Below are 17,872 nucleotides of genomic sequence, written 5' to 3'. Positions count from 1 at the left end.
TCAGGCGAAGAAACTAAGAATGGTATTGATCACCGTACGCTGATTAACCTCAGACATATTGTAGAACAGCGGCAGGCGCACCAGGCGCGCGCTTTCCTGGCTGGTGAAGCGGTCTTCGCCGGCAAAACGGCCGAAACGATCGCCCGCCGGGCAGTCATGCAGCGGAATGTAATGGAACACCGCCATGATTTCGGCTTCTTTCAGATAATCGATAAACGCCGTGCGGTCTTCAATATCGCGCAGTTTGATATAGAACATGTGCGCATTTTGCACGCAGCCCGCCGGAATGGTCGGCAATACGATGCGGCCGGCCTCGGCCAGCGGCAGGAAGCTATCGTAATAGTTCTGCCATAGCGCCAGACGGCGTTGGTTAATGCGATCGGCAGCTTCGAGCTGGCCCCACAGATAAGCGGCCTGCAGATCTGACATCAGATAGCTGGAACCGATATCGCGCCAGGTGTACTTGTCGACCTGACCACGGAAGAACTGGCTGCGGTTGGTGCCTTTCTCGCGAATGACTTCCGCCCGGTCGATCAGCGCCGGATCGTTAATCAGCGTGGCGCCGCCCTCACCGCCTGCGGTGTAGTTTTTGGTTTCGTGGAAGCTGAAACAACCAATATGGCCGATGGTGCCGAGCGCTTGACCTTTATAGGTCGACATCACGCCCTGGGCGGCATCTTCCACCACGTACAAATTGTATTTTTTCGCCAGCGCCATGATGGTGTCCATCTCGCAGGCCACGCCGGCGTAATGAACCGGCACAATGGCGCGGGTCTTATCGGTGATCGCCGCTTCGATTTTGCTCTCATCGATGTTCATGGTGTCCGGGCGCAGGTCGACAAACACCACTTTAGCGCCGCGCAGCACAAAGGCGTTGGCGGTTGAAACGAAGGTGAAGCTCGGCATGATCACTTCATCGCCCGGCTGAATATCCAGCAGGATAGCCGCCATCTCCAGCGAGGCGGTGCAGGACGGCGTCAACAGCACCTTCGGGCAGCCAAAACGCTGTTCCATCCACTGCTGGCAACGGCGGGTAAATCCCCCATCGCCACACAGCTTGCCACTGCCCATCGCAGCCTGCATATACTCAAGTTCGGTGCCAACAACCGGTGGTGCGTTAAATGGGATCATGTTTTCCTCTGTATAACCAATACGAGGTGCTTTCGATAGCGGCACCCTGTCGTTGATAGAGCCGTAACGCGGCGATATTACCGATCTGGGTCGCTACCCGAAGAGACTGCAGTTGCCGTTGCCGGCACTCAGCAATAACAGCCGCCATCAATCGGGAGCCAATCCCTTTACCGGAGGCGCCGGGGAACGCCGCCAAAAGGCCAATGCGCGCCTCCTGACCACCGATATCGCGCAGGCTGACAAACCCTTCAGGCTGCCCGGCTTCATCCAGCGCCAGCAGGCACTGGTGGTCAAATGTCCCCAATACCGCTTTTTCTATCCACATAGCATAGAAGCGGCCGCTGTCATGAACGTCATACCAGGGCGCACGAAAACGGCTGGCAGTGAACACCTTGGCCGCCGCATCACGCAGCGCCGGGATATCGTCCGGCACTGCCGGACGAATGGCCCGAGGCAGCACGCTCGGGGATGATGCACATTCCGTGCCGATATTCAGCACCAGATCGACTTCACCTTCCACCAGTTGGAAACCCAAACTGGCCAATCCATCCGCCCAGGCCGTTTGATTAGCCGGAATTTTTGCCTGCACCAGTTCATAGGCGGCCAAATCGACCTCGGCGAGCGCCGGGGCCGCAGAGGAAAAACTGAGTTTGGCACTGTTAAGCGCAAAAAACTCGGTTTCCCAGGCCAAGGGTTCAATAGTGGCGTGGACGCACATGCAGCAGATCCAGCAAATACTTGCCGTAACCGGTTTTGGACAGCGAGTTGGCGGCACGCTTCAGGCCTTTGTCATCCAGCCAGCCGTTGCGCCAGGCGATCTCTTCCAGACAGGCAATTTTAAAGCCCTGACGTTTTTCCACCGTCTGAACAAAACTGCTGGCTTCCAGCAGGCTGTCGTGAGTGCCGGTATCCAGCCAGGCAAAACCGCGGCCCAGCAGCTCGACGGTCAGTTCACCACGCTCCAGGTACATCTGGTTAATGCTGGTGATTTCCAGTTCGCCGCGCTCGGAAGGCTTCACCTGTTTGGCAAACTCCACCACCTGCTTGTCGTAGAAATACAGGCCGGTTACCGCCCAGTCTGACTTGGGTTTTTTCGGTTTTTCTTCGATCGACAGCGCGCGGAAGTTTTCGTCAAACTCCACCACACCGAAGCGCTCGGGATCCATCACTTGATAGCCGAATACCGTTGCACCTTCGGTGCGCGTCGCCACGGTTTTTAATTTAGGGCTGAAAGACTGACCGAAGAAAATGTTATCGCCCAGCACCAGGCAGCAAGAATCGCCGTTGATGAACTCTTCACCAATCAGGAACGCCTGCGCCAGGCCTTCCGGCTTCGGCTGCGCGGCATAGCTAAGATTCACGCCAAACTGATCGCCGTTCCCCAGCAGTCGCTGGAATGAAGGCAAATCCTCCGGGGTGGAAATGATCAAAATGTCGCGTATCCCCGCCAGCATCAGCACTGACATCGGGTAGTAAATCATCGGCTTGTCGTAAATGGGCAACAGCTGTTTGGATACGCCGCGGGTAATAGGATGCAAACGGGTACCGGAACCGCCGGCCAAAATAATGCCTTTCATACTGACTCCAAAATCTACAGGCTGCCTCTCGGGCAGTACTGCAATAAATTTAGTCGGATAAACCTAAACGCTCACCCGCATAGGAACCATCCTGAACACGACGCCACCAGGTTTCGTTGTTCAGATACCAGGAAACCGTTTTGCGGATACCGCTTTCAAAGGTCTCCTGTGGCCGCCAGCCCAGTTCCCGGTCAATTTTCCCGGCATCGATCGCATAACGCATATCATGGCCCGGACGATCCTTGACGTAAGTAATCAGGTCGCGGTATTTCTCCACGCCCAACGGCTTAGCCGGAGCCAGTTCTTCCAACAGATCGCAGATAGTGTGTACCACCTCAATATTCTTGCGCTCGTTGTGGCCGCCGATATTGTAGGTTTCACCGATCACACCTTCGGTGACGACCTGATACAGCGCACGAGCGTGGTCTTCAACATACAGCCAGTCACGCACCTGCGCACCGTCGCCGTACACCGGCAGTGGCTTGCCGGCAACGGCATTGAGGATCACCAGCGGGATCAGCTTCTCCGGGAAGTGATACGGACCGTAGTTATTGGAACAGTTGGTGACGATGGTCGGCAGACCGTAGGTACGCAACCAGGCACGCACCAGATGATCGCTGGAAGCCTTGGAAGCCGAATACGGGCTGCTTGGCGAGTAAGGCGTGGTTTCAGTGAACAGATCGTCAGTGCCGTGCAGATCGCCATACACTTCATCGGTGGAAATGTGGTGAAAGCGGAAATTCTGCTTTCTTTCCGCGTCCAGCGGCTGCCAATAATGGCGGGCAGCTTCCAGCATGGTGTAGGTCCCCACCACGTTGGTTTCAATAAATGCCGCCGGGCCGTCGATAGAACGATCGACATGGCTTTCCGCCGCCAGGTGCATGATCACATCCGGCTGATACTGGGCAAACACCCGATCCAACGCCGCACGATCGCAAATATCCACCTGTTCAAACGAATAGCGTTCGTTATCGGCAATCACCGAGAGCGACTCCAGATTGCCCGCATAGGTAAGCTTATCGACCACCATGACGCTGTCCTGCGTAGCTTCAATGATATGTCTCACAACCGCGGAGCCAATAAAACCAGCGCCTCCAGTGACTAAAATACGCTTCAACGCCATACTCCTCTTGTATCAACAACCCACGTTTGTTTTATTTCTTCCGGCTTGATCGCTTTGAATTGCTTATGGTCGACCAGCATTACGATCACATCCGCCTGCTGCAAGGCATCGGCCAACGCTTTCAGCGTCACGTGACCGGCCAGAGATTTCGGCAACTGTTCAACATTGGGTTCTACCACCAACGTTTCGCCGACGTGCCAATCAGCAATCAGATGCGCCACTTCCACCGCCGGACTTTCGCGCAAATCGTCGATATTCGGCTTGAAAGCCAGACCGAAACAGGCAATTTTCACTTCTGAAGCGCGCTTGTCGGTGGCTGCCAGACAGTCGGCAACGGCGGCTTTCACACGGTCAACCACCCACAGCGGTTTTCCGTCATTCACCAGACGCGCGGTATGGATCAGGCGCGCCTGCTGCGGATTTTGCGACACGATAAACCACGGATCGACCGCGATGCAGTGGCCGCCGACGCCTGGACCTGGCTGCAGGATATTCACCCGCGGATGGCGATTCGCCAGACGGATAAGTTCCCAGACGTTGATGCCCTGCTCGGCGCAAATCAGCGACAACTCATTCGCAAAGGCGATATTCACGTCGCGGAAACTGTTTTCGGTCAGTTTGCACATCTCGGCGGTGCGTGAATTGGTCACCACACATTCGCCTTCAAGGAAAATCTTGTACAACTCGCTGGCGCGATCCGAGCATTTTGGCGTCATGCCACCGATAACGCGATCGTTCTGAATCAGCTCAACCATCACCTGCCCCGGCAGCACACGCTCCGGACAGTAAGCGATATTCACATCGGCGGCTTCTCCCGCTTGCTGCGGGAAGCTGAGATCGCTGCGCGCCTCGGCCAGCCACTGCGCCATCTGTTCGGTAGCCCCCACCGGAGAGGTGGACTCCAGGATAACCAGGTCACCCTTTTTCAGCACCGGCGCCAGTGATTTGGCGGCAGCCTCGACATAAGCCAGATCGGGTTCATGATCGCCTTTAAACGGCGTCGGTACCGCGATCAAAAAAGCATCTGCGGCCAAGGGTTTGGTCACCGCCTGCAGATAACCGCCGTCGACGGCCTCTTTAACCACTTTATCCAGATCGGGTTCAACGATATGAATCGCGCCGCGGTTAATGGTATCTACCGCATGCTGGTTAACATCTACGCCGACCACTTTTTTCTTGCGAGAGGCAAACGCCGCCGCCGTTGGCAGACCGATATACCCCAGGCCGATAACCGAAATAGTGTTAAAACTCATAGTGTCACCTGATGATTCTTCAAAGCTGCGAGAATACGCTGGCAGGCATGCCCGTCACCGTAAGGGTTATGCGCCCGGCTCATGGCGTGATATTCCTTTTCATCCGTCAACAGCCGGGTCACCGCATCAACAATTTTAGCCACGTCAGTGCCGACCAGGCGGACCGTACCCGCATCCACCGCTTCCGGCCGTTCGGTAGTGTCACGCATGACCAGCACTGGTTTACCCAACGACGGCGCTTCTTCCTGGATACCACCGGAGTCGGTCAGGATCATATAAGCGTTAGCCATCAGATACACAAAGGGCAAGTAATCCTGCGGATCGATCAGGATAATGTTATCAATCCCTTTCAGAATGCGGTTGACCGGCTCGCTGACGTTCGGGTTGAGATGCACCGGGTACACTACCTGTACGTCAGGATGAGTACGGGCGATTTCTGCCAGCGCGCTGCAAATCCGCTCAAACCCGCCGCCGAAGCTTTCACGACGGTGGCCCGTCACCAGGATCAATTTCTTGCTGGCATCCAGGAACGGGTAGCGCTGCGCCAGGCTGTCATGCACGGCGGCATCACCCATTACCCGGTCGCGCACCCAGAACAACGCATCAATAACCGTGTTGCCGGTAACGAAAATATGATCGTCCGGCAACAGCTCGCGCAACAGGTTCTGGCGTGAATTTTCCGTCGGTGCAAAATGATACATCGCCAGATGACCGGTCAGCTTGCGGTTGGCCTCTTCCGGCCACGGCGAGTACAGATCGCCGGTGCGCAAGCCCGCCTCCACGTGTCCAACCGGGATGCGCTGATAAAAAGCCGCCAGGCTGGTCGCCAATGTGGTGGTTGTGTCACCGTGGACCAACACCACATCCGGCTTGAATTCTTCCAACACGCCTTTCAAGCCTTCCAAAATGCGGCAGGTAATCTCACTCAGTCCCTGGCCAGGCTTCATGATGTTCAGATCGTAATCAGGTACGATTTCAAATAACCGCAACACTTGATCCAACATCTCACGATGCTGTGCCGTTACGCAGACTCTTGATTCAAAGGCTTCATCCTGAGCCAGGGCATGTACCAGCGGTGCCATCTTGATGGCTTCAGGTCTGGTGCCGAAAACAGTCAACACTTTCACAGCGAATCTCTTTTGGTCGGTTAATCGCAGGCATACCTGCGAATTGGGCGCTCACGCGCCCATAAGCGAATTATTATATTATTTTTAATTACGCGGGCGACGCACCAGGGCAATACCTGCGCCAACCAAGGCGCCCATCGCGCCCCACATGATCAACCAGAATACCCGCCGCGGGCTGTCACGTTTTACCGGTTCTTCCGGGGTCCGCAAATAGCGGTAAGTCTGAAATTTCTCGTCCAGAGTCGGACCAACATTCAAAGTCGACAGCATCGCACGATTTTGATCGTAATCCAGATCGTAAGTTGGCCCTGAAGCCTGCAACCCTTCCAGACGTGCCTGCAACATAGGTTTCCCCAGCAGGAACAGATCGGAATCCGGCAATTGTTCGGCCGGCGTGTCGGTTTGAGTCCGGCTGATGCCCTGCGTATCGGCAATTTTCAGCGCCTGCTCAATAGTGTTCAGCTCGCGCTTGTAAACCGCGTCGGCCACCGCCTCCTGACGCTTCACCTGCGCTTTCATCGAGGTAGTGCGGGCAGCCCATGCGCCCTGGATTTCTTCATTCAGGTGCTGAGCTGCGCGATGGCTGGCAAATGCCACGTACTGACGCAGCAGGTGATTGGCGTCCGCCGCAGTTTCCGCCGTCAGCTTCACGCCGTCGTTCGGCACTTTTTTGTCATCGCGCGGCGTAAACTGAACGTTGTTAATCAGTTCATCAAGCAATGCCGCATCAGCACGTGCATCCCCTTCCTGACGCTGTTTGTAATAATCGCTCTGCAGCCAGAAATCGCGACGCGTATCGTATGCCGCCAACTGCATAATGAATTCATTATAGGCTTCGTCAGCAATGCCCGGCTGCTCAGCCGAGACCGCCGGCAGCGTACGCACATCCAGATTTCGCAGGAACTGTTGCTGAGAGTAATAGCCCCCCAGTGCATTCACGGTTGGCCGATCGGTAATCGCTGTCGCACTCCATTCCTGTTTCACCAGGTAGGATACGACCAGCGCAACCACCGCGAACAATGCCGCCATGCCGATAATCCATTGCTTGCCGCGCCACAGGGTACGGCACAGGCCGCGGATATCGAGTTCGTTATCCACTGCCGGGATATTCTTGTCAGACGTTGTTTCTGGATTCATCACTGCCCAAAAGCCTCTGGTTAAGATACTTGCTTATTGTCGGTCGAACGCCGTAAGCGGCGCTTGATACGCTTAATGTAACGTGCAACGCGCCAGGCGCGTTTGATGCAATAACCGTACAAGAAGAAAGCAAGCAAGAATAATGCCAACATCACCCATTCAGGAACAAAAGTAAGGCGCTCACCGAGCACGCCAATCGCCGCCAGCAGCGCTGCCGCCAGGGTAATCAGCACGAAAGCCTGCCGCGGCGTAAAGCCTGCGCGCATAATCAGATGGTGAATGTGTTGACGATCGGGGGAGAAGGGGCTCATCCCCTTGCGTAAGCGACGGTACATAATCGCAATCATGTCCATCAGCGGAATAGCGATAATCCACAGGGCGGTAACGGGATTGATGGAGTGAACTTTGCCTTGCGAGCTTTGCAGCAACAACCAGATGGCGGTGAAGCCGATCAACGTACTGCCCGCATCCCCCATAAAGACTTTATACCGGCGGCCAAGAATGCCGAGGTTGAGCAGGATATAGGGAACGATGGTGGCGATCATCGCGAAGCACCAGAAAGCCAAATCAGAATGGCCGCTCAGATACAGCAGAACACCCAGCGCACCGAAAGAAACGCATGAAAGCCCGCCCAGCAGACCGTCAATGCCGTCCACCATGTTAAAGGCGTTGATGGCGGCCCAAACGGCAAACAGCGTGACCAGATAACCGAAAGGCCCCAACTGCATTTCCCAGTCGCCCAGCACGTGGCCGAAACTGCGCAGATAGAGACCGGCGAAAACCATCATCGCGATGCCAACCAACGCCTGAACCAGAGCACGAATTTTCACGCTGATATCGAAACGATCGTCGAGAGCACCAACGAACACCAATATACCCGCACAGGTCAGGTAAAGTTTGCCATGCGCAATCGTTTGGTCAGAGATAAGAAAGGCAAAGCACAGCCCGGCATAAACGGAAATACCGCCGACAAGAGGAATTAACCCCTGATGACGCTTACGGTAATTAGGTTTATCAACCAGACCAATACGTTTTGCTGCTTTACGGGCAACAAAGAGAAACGCCAAAGAAAACAGGAAAACAAATAGAATTTCAGTACTCATAGTGAGTAAGTTCACAGTTAACAGATCTCTGTAGAAGATAAGGCAGCTTAACACGGGCGACAGGTTGCGCCATTGGATCCCGCTACCTTTCAGTCATTTCCTATGACAACAGCCATTCATTCTTACGCCAATGTGTGTGCCCGCCATTTAGACAGCAACAAAGCGCGAGCGGCAAAGCGCCGACCGCAAATAAGATGAATTCTCAGTAAGTCACAAAAAAACTTACATTTCCATTTCTGTTACTTATCGTATCCGCCAAATGCAAAAAACGCCACGACTAGGCGTGGCGTTCTCTGAATTTTTTACTCAATTATGAGCGCGTCGTCATTATGAGCGCTTCATCATATCGAAGAATTCATCGTTGGTCTTGGTCATGGCCAACTTGTTAATGAGGAACTCCATCGCATCGATCTCGCCCATTGGGTGAATGATTTTACGCAGGATCCACATTTTTTGCAGTTCTTCGGACGTGGTGAGCAGCTCTTCTTTACGGGTACCGGAGCGATTGTAGTCGATCGCAGGGAATACGCGCTTCTCGGCGATTTTACGCGCCAGATGCAATTCCATGTTGCCGGTACCTTTAAACTCTTCGTAGATAACCTCGTCCATTTTGGAACCGGTATCTACCAGCGCAGTAGCGATGATGGTCAGGCTACCGCCCTCCTCAACGTTACGTGCCGCACCGAAGAAACGCTTGGGACGATGCAGGGCATTGGCGTCCACACCACCGGTCAGCACTTTACCGGAAGCAGGCACAACGGTGTTGTAGGCACGTGCCAAACGGGTGATGGAGTCAAGAAGGATGATAACGTCTTTCTTGTGCTCAACCAGGCGCTTGGCCTTCTCGATCACCATTTCCGCAACCTGAACGTGACGAGAAGCCGGCTCGTCAAAGGTAGAGGCGATGACTTCACCCTTCACCAGACGCTGCATCTCGGTCACTTCTTCCGGACGCTCGTCGATCAGCAGCACCATCAGCACGCAGTCTGGATGGTTGTAGGCGATGCTCTGCGCAATGTTCTGCAGCAGCATGGTTTTACCGGCTTTCGGTGGAGCAACAATCAGGCCACGCTGACCACGGCCAATCGGAGAAGCCAGGTCCAGCACGCGTGCCGTCAGGTCTTCAGTTGAACCGTTGCCACGTTCCATCCGCAGACGGGAGTTGGCATGCAGCGGGGTTAAGTTCTCGAACAGGATCTTGCTGCGGGCGTTTTCCGGTTTGTCGTAGTTGACTTCATTAACTTTCAACAGGGCAAAATAGCGCTCGCCTTCTTTTGGCGGACGAATCTTACCGGAAACGGAGTCACCTGTACGGAGGTTGAAACGGCGGATTTGGCTGGGGGATACGTAGATGTCGTCGGGGCCTGCAAGGTAGGAACTGTCTCCAGAGCGGAGGAAACCAAATCCATCCTGCAATATCTCCAACACGCCATCGCCGAAGATATCTTCTCCACTTTTCGCATGCTGCTTAAGGATGGAGAAGATAATGTCCTGCTTGCGCATACGGGCAAGGTTTTCCAGCCCCATATTTTCGCCGAGAGTAATCAGCTCAGAAACCGGCGTATTCTTTAATTCGGTAAGATTCATAGTGGTGGGTTCTTAAACTCGGGGTGTGTCTCGAACTGCTATCGTGAATGGTATGGCAGCGTGATACGTGCCTGTTTACTGGACGTTCGACCACCGGGCGCTGAGCTGTCACGGTAAGAAATGGCTTACAAGAGACGCGCGCATTGACGGCTTAAGATCGAAGGTACCTTAAAATTGATTTTGCAAAACCGTTTGACTGCTAAAACACGGGTTGAGTTCATTTTACTGTCAACACCAGCGGTTCAGCACAGAGTATAGCTTTAGATTCAAACTCTTTAGATTTAAAACTTCGGGCAAGTTCTATATGCAGTGTGGCTAAACTTAACACGCTTATTGGCAGGCGTCTAGCGGTGAATTTAAATCCCCGCCAGACGCCTGAATATCCCCCTAGCCTCTGAAGCTGCAGCCTTATTGGCTACGGCTTTGATCCCACAGGATATAGGGCGTTACGCCCGATTACAGATTCGCGTTAAGGAAGTCTTTGAGCTGGCCTTTGGACAGCGCACCCACCTTGGTCGCAGCCACTTCACCGTTTTTGAACAGCAACAGCGTCGGGATACCGCGGATACCGTACTTAGGTGCGGTTGCCGGGTTTTGGTCGATATTCAACTTGGTGATGGTCAACTTGTCTTCGAACTCAACGGCAATTTCATCCAGGATCGGAGCAATCATCTTGCACGGCCCACACCATTCAGCCCAGAAATCGACCAGGATTGGCCCTTCAGCTTTTAGCACGTCGCTTTCGAAGCTGCTGTCAGTCAGGTGAATAATTTTATCGCTCATGTTCTACTCCACAGGATTATGTCTACCTTGTTGGTGTAGCATTAACCAACCTAAGGTGATTTTATTTCACCGCGTTTATTTCAACGGATGTGCTTTCGTAAAGCAATAGTTAGCTGATATTCTACCACACTATGAGCAAAACACACTTGACCGAACAGAAGTTTTCCGACTTCGCCCTGCACCCGTTAGTCCTTGAAGCCCTTGAAAAAAAAGGGTTTCACCATTGCACGCCTATCCAGGCGTTAGCATTGCCGCTCACGCTCTCCGGGCGTGACGTTGCAGGTCAGGCGCAAACCGGTACCGGAAAGACGCTGGCATTTTTAGCGTCTACTTTTCACTATTTGCTTTCTAACCCGGCGAAACAGGGTCGCCAGACCAACCAGCCGCGCGCCTTGATCATGGCGCCAACGCGTGAACTGGCGGTGCAGATCCACTCCGATGCGGAAGCCCTTTCCCAAACCACCGGCCTGAAACTGGGTCTGGCGTACGGCGGCGACGGCTACGACAAACAGCTGAAAGTGCTGGAAAGCGGCGTGGATATCCTGGTGGGCACCACCGGTCGTTTGATCGATTACGCCAAACAGAACTACATCGATCTGGGCGCGATCCAGGTTGTAGTGCTGGATGAAGCCGATCGCATGTACGACCTGGGCTTTATCAAAGACATTCGCTGGCTGTTCCGCCGCATGCCTGCGGTCGATCAACGCCTGAACATGCTGTTCTCCGCCACCCTGTCCTATCGCGTACGCGAACTGGCTTTCGAACAGATGAACAACGCTGAATATGTTGAAGTGGAACCGGAACAGAAAACCGGCCATCGCATTCAGGAAGAATTGTTCTACCCGTCCAACGAAGAAAAAATGCGCCTGCTGCAGACGCTGATCGAAGAAGAGTGGCCGGATCGCTGCATCATCTTCGCCAACACCAAACACCGCTGTGAAGACGTCTGGGGCCATTTGGCGGCCGACGGTCACCGCGTAGGCCTGCTGACCGGCGATGTGGCGCAGAAAAAACGCCTGCGTATTCTGGAAGACTTCACCAAAGGCAACCTCGATATTCTGGTCGCCACCGACGTCGCCGCCCGCGGCCTGCACATCCCGTTGGTCACGCATGTGTTCAACTACGATCTGCCTGACGATTGCGAAGACTATGTTCACCGTATCGGTCGTACCGGCCGTGCCGGCGAAAGCGGCCATTCCATCAGCCTGGCCTGCGAAGAGTACGCGCTCAACCTGCCGGCGATCGAAACCTATACCGGCCACAGCATTCCGGTGAGCAAGTACAACAGCGACGCGTTGCTGACTGACCTGCCGGCGCCGAAACGCCTTGCGCGTCCACGCGGTGGCAACGGCCCACGCCGTAATTCCGCGCCGCGTCGCGGCGGCGGTGCACCACGCAATAACCGTAAACGTCCAGGCTGATAACCATGCTCAGTTCCAGCACGCTCTATGCCGCTATCGACCTCGGCTCCAACAGCTTCCACATGCTGGTGGTGCGAGAAGTGGCCGGCAGCATTCAGACCCTGGCGCGCATCAAGCGTAAAGTGCGTCTGGCGGCCGGGCTGGATCAGAACAATCACCTGTCGCATGACGCCATGCAGCGCGGTTGGCAATGCCTGAAGCTGTTCTCCGAACGCTTGCAGGACATCCCCCGCGCCCAGATCCGTGTGGTCGCTACGGCCACGCTGCGCCTGGCGTCAAACGCCGATGAATTCCTGCAGACCGCCGAGCAAATTCTCGGGTGTCCGATCCAGGTGATCAGCGGCGAGGAAGAAGCGCGTCTGATTTATCATGGCGTTGCCCATACCACTGGCGGGCCGGACCAGCGTTTGGTGGTCGATATCGGCGGTGGCAGCACCGAGTTGGTCGCCGGTACCGGCGCTCAGGCCGCCCAGCTATATAGCCTGTCTATGGGCTGTGTCACCTGGTTGGAGCGTTTCTTTAGCGATCGTAACCTTGGGCAGGATAATTTCGAACGCGCCGAACAGGCCGCGCGCGAAATGGTGCGCCCTATAGCGCCGCATCTGCGTCAGCACGGCTGGCAAATCTGCGTCGGCGCTTCAGGCACCGTACAGGCACTGCAGGAAATCATGGTGGCGCAAGGCATGGATGAGCGCATCACTCTGTCCAAGCTGCGTCAGTTGAAACAGCGCGCCATTCAATGCGGCAAGCTGGAAGAGTTGGAAATCGAAGGCTTGACGCTGGAACGCGCACTGGTGTTTCCAAGCGGGCTGTCGATCCTGCTGGCGATTTTCCAGGAACTGGGCATTGAAAGCATGATGCTGGCCGGCGGCGCGCTTCGCGAAGGACTGGTCTACGGCATGCTGCACCTGCCGGTTGAACAAGATATCCGCAGCCGCACCATTCGCAATCTGCAACGGCGCTACCTGTTGGATACCGAACAGGCCGAGCGCGTCAGCCAACTGGCAGCCAACTTCTCGCAGCAGGTGAGCAACGAGTGGCAACTGGACGCACGATGTCGCGAGTTATTGCACAGTGCCTGCCTGATCCACGAAATCGGCCTCAGCGTTGATTTCAAGCAGGCGCCACAACACGCCGCCTACCTGATCCGCCATCTGGATTTACCCGGTTTCACACCGGCGCAAAAAAAGCTGTTGGCTACGCTGTTACAAAACCAGAGCAATACTATCGATCTGCCGCTGCTGAGCCAGCAAAACGCCCTGCCGCCGCGCATGGCGCAACGTCTATGCCGCATTTTGCGCCTGGCTATCATTTTTGCCAGCCGGCGCCGCGACGACACGCTGCCTGCGGTACGCCTTCGCGCCAATAACGATGACGAGCTGACGGTGATCCTGCCGTCGGGCTGGCTGGAACAGCACCCGCTACGTGCAGAGGCGCTGGATCAGGAAAGCCACTGGCAAAGCTATGTGCACTGGCCGCTGATGCTGGAAGAACAACGTTGATATGACAAGGGCGCACATTGCGCCCTTTCTTTTTAGCCTTCGCCTTTGGCCTTGGCCAGCTGCGCGCGAATATTGGCCAAATGGCTCTGCCCTTTTTGCATCCGCTCCTGCGGGCTGACCACCTTACGTTCGCTTTCCCATGCCAGATCATCCTGTGGCAACTCCAGCAAGAAACGGCTCGGTTCCGGCCGCACCAGCTCGCCATATTGGCGGCGCTCGCGGCACAGAGTGAAAATCAGCTCTTTTTGGGCGCGGGTGATCCCCACATAGGCCAAACGCCGCTCTTCATCGACGTTATCCTCGTCGATGCTGCTCTGATGCGGCAATAATCCTTCCTCCATCCCCACCAGGAACACATAAGGAAACTCCAGCCCTTTGGAGGCGTGCAGCGTCATCAATTGAACCTGATCCAGTTCCTCATCGCTTTCGCCGCGCTCCATCATGTCCCGCAGGGTAAAGCGCGTCACCACCTGGGTCAGCGTCATCGGTTCATCCAACTCGCTGCCTTCGAGCATTTCCGTCATCCAGCCAAACAGCGTATTGACGTTTTTCATGCGCATTTCGGCGGCTTTCGGGCTGGGTGACGTTTCAAACAGCCAGCTTTCATAGTCCACGCCGTGGATGAGGTCGCGCACCGCGGCCACCGGTTCACGCTCCGCCAGTTGGGCGATACCGTCCAGCCAGTGGGTGAAACGCTGCAACGATTCCAGCCCGCGGCCGGTCAGATGCTGGCTCAGACCCAGATCGAAACTGGCGCGGAACAGGCTTTTGTTACGCTGATTGGCCCACTCACCCAACTTTTGCAGCGTCGCCGGGCCAATCTCACGCTTTGGCGTATTGACGATACGCAGGAAAGCGCTGTCGTCATCCTGGTTGGTCAGTACACGCAGATAGGCCAGCAAATCCTTGATTTCCGGCCGCGAGAAAAACGAGGTACCGCCGGAAATTTTGTAAGGAATGCGGTTCTGCATCAGCATTTTTTCGAACAACCGCGACTGGTGGTTACCGCGATAGAGAATCGCATAATCGCCGTAATTGGTTTTCTTCACAAAGTGGTGGGCAATCAGTTCCCCTACCACCCGCTCGGCCTCGTGATCCTCGTTATTCGCAGTCACCACTTTCAGCTCTTCACCGTAGCCCAACTCGGAAAACAGCCGTTTTTCAAACACGTGCGGATTATTGGCGATCAGGATATTCGCCGCTTTCAGAATGCGTTCGCTGGAGCGGTAGTTCTGTTCCAGCTTGATCACCTGCAGCGCCGGGAAATCCTCCTTCAGCAACACCAAGTTTTGCGGCCGCGCGCCGCGCCAGGAGTAGATCGACTGGTCATCATCCCCTACCACGGTAAAGCGCGCGCGACTACCCACCAGCAGTTTTACCAGTTCATACTGGCTGGTATTGGTGTCTTGATACTCATCCACCAACAGATAACGAATACGATTCTGCCAACGCTCGCGCACTTCTTCATTACGCTGCAGCAGCAAGGTCGGCAACAGGATCAAATCGTCGAAATCCAGCACGTTACACGCCCTCATATGGGCGTGATACAGGCCGTAGCAATGCGCGAACAGCTTGTCGCGCTCGGAACGCGCCAGCTCCATCGCCTTTTTGGGGTCGACCAGGTCATTTTTCCAGTTGGAAATCGTGGAAATCAGCTGCGCCACCAGCGTTTTGTCATTCTCCAGCCATTTTTCAGTCAGCTCTTTCAACAACGCCAGCTGATCCTGATCGTCAAACAGCGAGAAGTTGGACTTCATCTCCAGCGCGGCGTATTCGCGCTTGATGATTTCCAGGCCCAGCGTGTGGAAAGTGGAAATCATCAGCCCGCGCGCTTCTTTGCGCCCCATGGTTTGCGCCACACGCTCTTTCATCTCGCGCGCAGCCTTATTGGTAAAGGTCACGGCGGCGATATGTCGCGCCTGATAACCACAGTTGTGGATCAGGTGAGCGATTTTATTGGTGATGACGCGCGTCTTGCCGGAACCTGCACCGGCCAGCACCAGGCAAGGCCCGGTAACGAATTCGACGGCTTGTTGTTGGCTGGGATTTAATCGCATGGCGCTTTATTGCTCGGCTTTATCACGTGGAAGAGGATTGTAGCAGAAAGCGTCGATGAGATTTAACGGGTATACTCGGCGCAATTTCTGTATCGATAAGGCAATATCATGGCAAAGACGGCGTGCGCCTTGCACATTTTGGTAGATAACGAAAAACTGGCCAACGATCTGCTGGCCAAGCTGAAGCGCGGCGTCAGCTTCGACACGCTGGCGCGCAAATATTCCAGTTGCCCGTCAAAGCGCAACGGCGGCGCTTTGGGCGAATTCAACAAGGGCACCATGGTGGCGGCCTTTGATAAAGCGGTGTTCAGCATCCCGCTGCTGAAGCCTTATGGCCCGGTGAAAACCCAGTTCGGCTACCACATCATCAAGGTACTGTACCGCAACTAAGGGGGCAAGCCGCCCCCTTCGCTTTTACTGTGCGCTGGTTTCCGGAGCCGGAGCGGTGTCGGTCGGTTTGACCTCTTCCGTCACCACGGCCGGCGCCGGCGCCATAATGCCGTTGTAGGTTTCCTGCAACTGCTTCATGCTCATTTCCGGCTCGCCCTTCGGCTGCATCAATACCAGCGTCGCATCCTGCGAGAGCTGAAGCTTCAGCTCCTGGTTCAGCGCTTCCAGCGTTAATCCGGACAGGAACTCCTGACGCAGTTTTTGATATTGCTCCGGTGCGATGTCCACAACACCGCTTTGTTGCGAGCGCAGACGCTGGCTCATCAGCACGTCGGTGTCGGTGCGAGCATAGGTGGCAAACAGCTTGCTCAGTTGATCGTTCTTCTGCGCCAACAGGCCGTTAAACTCCTCCTGCGACAGCCCATTGTTCCGCACGTTGACCAATTCGCGGGCGATAAAACCCAGGCTGTTGTTCAGATTGTTGTTCGGCGTATCAAGGTGAATCGCGCACTGGGCACGCTGGTACTGCACGCGGCAATCAAAGCCCAAATGCAGGTTTTTCTGATCGCTCTTTTCCAACACCTGCTGAAGGTGCCAGAACAGCGCCTCGCGGGCGATATCGCTGCGCCAGTAACGGCTAAGGTTCTGCGAATCGCGGATCGGGTGCCACGGCGCGTCCCACATGATCGACAACGTATCCTGCTTCACCTGATCGCTGATCAGGCTGACCGGCTGCTGCGGCAACGGCGTCAGCGTCGGCATGGTGGCCGGCGTTTCACGTTTCCCTTTCAGCGGCGAAAAGGCTTTGTTGATCTGCTCGCCCAGGCTGCGGCTGTCCACTTTACCCACCACGTACAGGGTCATCGCGTCCGGTGTGTACCATTGCTGGTAGAACTTCTTCAGTTGATCGACGTTCACCGGCCGTTTCACCGGCTGGGCCGGATCGTGCGCCAGCAACGTCGAGCCTTTCAGGCGATAGCGCCACCAGGCCTCTTTGGGGTTTGGCGGGAAAGTGCCGACCGGATCGACGCTGGAGTTCACCACCGCATGTACGGTATGTTCGTCGATCGCCAGCTTGCCCGTAGTATCGGAAAGCCACGCCAGCGCTTCTTTCAGCAAATCTGGGCGGTTATTCGGCAGGCTGAGATTATAAAGAGTGAAATCATAAGAGCTGATTGCCGGCGGCAAAGGCCGCTCGCTGTCCACGCTCTGCTGCCACAGCGAACGCAACTGCGGTGGCGTAAAGCTTTCACTGCGTGCCAGCGACAGGCGCGGCAACAGGTGGGCAAAACCGATCTGCTGGGAAGACTCCACCAGCGAGCCGGTATTGACCATCAACCGCAGTTCGACGCGATCGCTCGGTCGCTGCGGCGTATCGAGTATCTGCCATGAAAACCCGTTATCGAGCTTACCCTGCTGCCAGGCAGGATCGGGTTGTAGTGCTTCAGCCTGCACGCTGCCGTTGGCTACAGCCAACAACAGCCCACCCACTATGAGATGAATTCTGGTGCCCTGCATGTGAACCCCTACTTAATTACTATCCAATTTCTGTATACAAATGCGGATATTCCATTCACCGGAATATTAGGCTGTGTCGTACAGCCTACAAATACGCCCTGAGTTTCACAGTGGGGCGGAAAGCAGAAAGTGTACCACTCTGTTAGACCGCATGCCTTTGCGG

General features: G+C 55.3%; 15 protein-coding genes. 3 read left to right on the top strand and 12 right to left on the bottom strand.

What is annotated here, in order from left to right; translation table 11 throughout:
- The 10 genes from rffA to trxA all read right to left on the bottom strand — a co-directional run bounded on the left by rffA (window position 1) and on the right by trxA (window position 10,821).
- The gene (gene rffA, locus V2S86_RS22135) at window positions 1-1,131 is read right to left on the bottom strand and encodes a dTDP-4-amino-4,6-dideoxygalactose transaminase (RefSeq protein WP_330764155.1); all 1,131 of its coding nucleotides are present in this window, start codon (window positions 1,129-1,131) and stop codon (window positions 1-3) included.
- Entirely contained in the window at window positions 1,118-1,849 is a 732-nt protein-coding gene (gene rffC, locus V2S86_RS22130) for a dTDP-4-amino-4,6-dideoxy-D-galactose acyltransferase (RefSeq protein ID WP_330764154.1), read from the bottom strand. Before rffC ends, rffA begins: the two co-directional genes overlap by 14 nt.
- On the bottom strand, window positions 1,827-2,708 hold the full coding sequence (gene rfbA, locus V2S86_RS22125) for a glucose-1-phosphate thymidylyltransferase RfbA (RefSeq protein WP_330764153.1): 882 nt from the start codon (window positions 2,706-2,708) through the stop codon (window positions 1,827-1,829). The genes rffC and rfbA overlap by 23 nt, the downstream gene beginning before the upstream one ends.
- Window positions 2,709-2,757: 49 nt before the next feature.
- On the bottom strand, window positions 2,758-3,831 hold the full coding sequence (gene rffG / locus V2S86_RS22120) for a dTDP-glucose 4,6-dehydratase (RefSeq protein WP_330764152.1): 1,074 nt from the start codon (window positions 3,829-3,831) through the stop codon (window positions 2,758-2,760).
- Window positions 3,822-5,084, bottom strand: coding sequence for a UDP-N-acetyl-D-mannosamine dehydrogenase (gene wecC, locus V2S86_RS22115; protein ID WP_330764151.1), 1,263 nt, complete (start codon window positions 5,082-5,084; stop codon window positions 3,822-3,824). Before wecC ends, rffG begins: the two co-directional genes overlap by 10 nt.
- A complete protein-coding gene (wecB, locus tag V2S86_RS22110) occupies window positions 5,081-6,211 on the bottom strand; it encodes a non-hydrolyzing UDP-N-acetylglucosamine 2-epimerase (RefSeq protein WP_330764150.1) in 1,131 nt (376 codons plus the stop codon). Before wecB ends, wecC begins: the two co-directional genes overlap by 4 nt.
- Before the next feature lie 84 nt (window positions 6,212-6,295).
- On the bottom strand, window positions 6,296-7,348 hold the full coding sequence (gene wzzE, locus V2S86_RS22105) for an ECA polysaccharide chain length modulation protein (protein WP_330764149.1): 1,053 nt from the start codon (window positions 7,346-7,348) through the stop codon (window positions 6,296-6,298).
- A 20-nt stretch (window positions 7,349-7,368) separates the two neighbouring features.
- Entirely contained in the window at window positions 7,369-8,466 is a 1,098-nt protein-coding gene (gene wecA, locus V2S86_RS22100; RefSeq protein ID WP_119804676.1) for a UDP-N-acetylglucosamine--undecaprenyl-phosphate N-acetylglucosaminephosphotransferase, read from the bottom strand.
- Between the two features lie 312 nt (window positions 8,467-8,778).
- The gene (rho, locus tag V2S86_RS22095) at window positions 8,779-10,038 is read right to left on the bottom strand and encodes a transcription termination factor Rho (protein WP_004950874.1); all 1,260 of its coding nucleotides are present in this window, start codon (window positions 10,036-10,038) and stop codon (window positions 8,779-8,781) included.
- Between the two features lie 456 nt (window positions 10,039-10,494).
- Window positions 10,495-10,821, bottom strand: coding sequence for a thioredoxin TrxA (trxA, locus tag V2S86_RS22090; protein WP_330764148.1), 327 nt, complete (start codon window positions 10,819-10,821; stop codon window positions 10,495-10,497).
- Window positions 10,822-10,952: 131 nt separating this feature from the next.
- Here trxA and rhlB point away from each other — a divergent pair, with 131 nt between their 5' ends.
- A complete protein-coding gene (rhlB, locus tag V2S86_RS22085) occupies window positions 10,953-12,242 on the top strand; it encodes an ATP-dependent RNA helicase RhlB (protein ID WP_330764147.1) in 1,290 nt (429 codons plus the stop codon).
- A gap of 5 nt (window positions 12,243-12,247) precedes the next feature.
- The gene (gene ppx, locus V2S86_RS22080) at window positions 12,248-13,744 is read left to right on the top strand and encodes an exopolyphosphatase (RefSeq protein ID WP_330764146.1); all 1,497 of its coding nucleotides are present in this window, start codon (window positions 12,248-12,250) and stop codon (window positions 13,742-13,744) included.
- Window positions 13,745-13,776: 32 nt separating this feature from the next.
- Here the strand turns inward: ppx and rep are convergent, their stop codons facing one another.
- Window positions 13,777-15,801 (bottom strand): DNA helicase Rep, encoded by a 2,025-nt coding sequence (gene rep / locus V2S86_RS22075; protein ID WP_330764145.1) that lies wholly within the window; start codon window positions 15,799-15,801, stop codon window positions 13,777-13,779.
- Between the two features lie 108 nt (window positions 15,802-15,909).
- Here rep and ppiC point away from each other — a divergent pair, with 108 nt between their 5' ends.
- Entirely contained in the window at window positions 15,910-16,191 is a 282-nt protein-coding gene (gene ppiC / locus V2S86_RS22070) for a peptidylprolyl isomerase PpiC (protein WP_004950862.1), read from the top strand.
- A gap of 24 nt (window positions 16,192-16,215) precedes the next feature.
- Here the strand turns inward: ppiC and V2S86_RS22065 are convergent, their stop codons facing one another.
- Window positions 16,216-17,709 carry a M16 family metallopeptidase gene (locus V2S86_RS22065; protein ID WP_330764144.1) on the bottom strand — a complete coding sequence of 498 codons (1,494 nt, stop codon included), beginning with the start codon at window positions 17,707-17,709 and terminating at the stop codon, window positions 16,216-16,218.
- Window positions 17,710-17,872 lie beyond the last annotated feature (163 nt).

This window comes from Serratia sp. C2(1) (assembly GCF_036352655.1).
GTDB classification, from domain to species: Bacteria; Pseudomonadota; Gammaproteobacteria; order Enterobacterales; family Enterobacteriaceae; genus Serratia; species Serratia inhibens.
The sequence above is the reverse complement of the archived record's forward strand: the minus strand, read 5'-3'. Positions and strand labels throughout refer to the sequence as shown.

What these genes read in the sequence shown, in the direction of transcription:
- trxA (WP_330764148.1), bottom strand. Translation starts at nt 10,821, where the DNA reads ATGAGCGATAAAATTATTCACCTGACTGACAGCAGCTTCGAAAGCGAC.
- rffA (WP_330764155.1), bottom strand. Translation starts at nt 1,131, where the DNA reads ATGATCCCATTTAACGCACCACCGGTTGTTGGCACCGAACTTGAGTAT.
- wecC (WP_330764151.1), bottom strand. Translation starts at nt 5,084, where the DNA reads ATGAGTTTTAACACTATTTCGGTTATCGGCCTGGGGTATATCGGTCTG.
- rffC (WP_330764154.1), bottom strand. Translation starts at nt 1,849, where the DNA reads ATGTGCGTCCACGCCACTATTGAACCCTTGGCCTGGGAAACCGAGTTT.
- rfbA (WP_330764153.1), bottom strand. Translation starts at nt 2,708, where the DNA reads ATGAAAGGCATTATTTTGGCCGGCGGTTCCGGTACCCGTTTGCATCCT.
- rffG (WP_330764152.1), bottom strand. Translation starts at nt 3,831, where the DNA reads ATGGCGTTGAAGCGTATTTTAGTCACTGGAGGCGCTGGTTTTATTGGC.
- rep (WP_330764145.1), bottom strand. Translation starts at nt 15,801, where the DNA reads ATGCGATTAAATCCCAGCCAACAACAAGCCGTCGAATTCGTTACCGGG.
- rhlB (WP_330764147.1), top strand. Translation starts at nt 10,953, where the DNA reads ATGAGCAAAACACACTTGACCGAACAGAAGTTTTCCGACTTCGCCCTG.
- V2S86_RS22065 (WP_330764144.1), bottom strand. Translation starts at nt 17,709, where the DNA reads ATGCAGGGCACCAGAATTCATCTCATAGTGGGTGGGCTGTTGTTGGCT.
- wzzE (WP_330764149.1), bottom strand. Translation starts at nt 7,348, where the DNA reads ATGAATCCAGAAACAACGTCTGACAAGAATATCCCGGCAGTGGATAAC.
- ppx (WP_330764146.1), top strand. Translation starts at nt 12,248, where the DNA reads ATGCTCAGTTCCAGCACGCTCTATGCCGCTATCGACCTCGGCTCCAAC.
- ppiC (WP_004950862.1), top strand. Translation starts at nt 15,910, where the DNA reads ATGGCAAAGACGGCGTGCGCCTTGCACATTTTGGTAGATAACGAAAAA.
- rho (WP_004950874.1), bottom strand. Translation starts at nt 10,038, where the DNA reads ATGAATCTTACCGAATTAAAGAATACGCCGGTTTCTGAGCTGATTACT.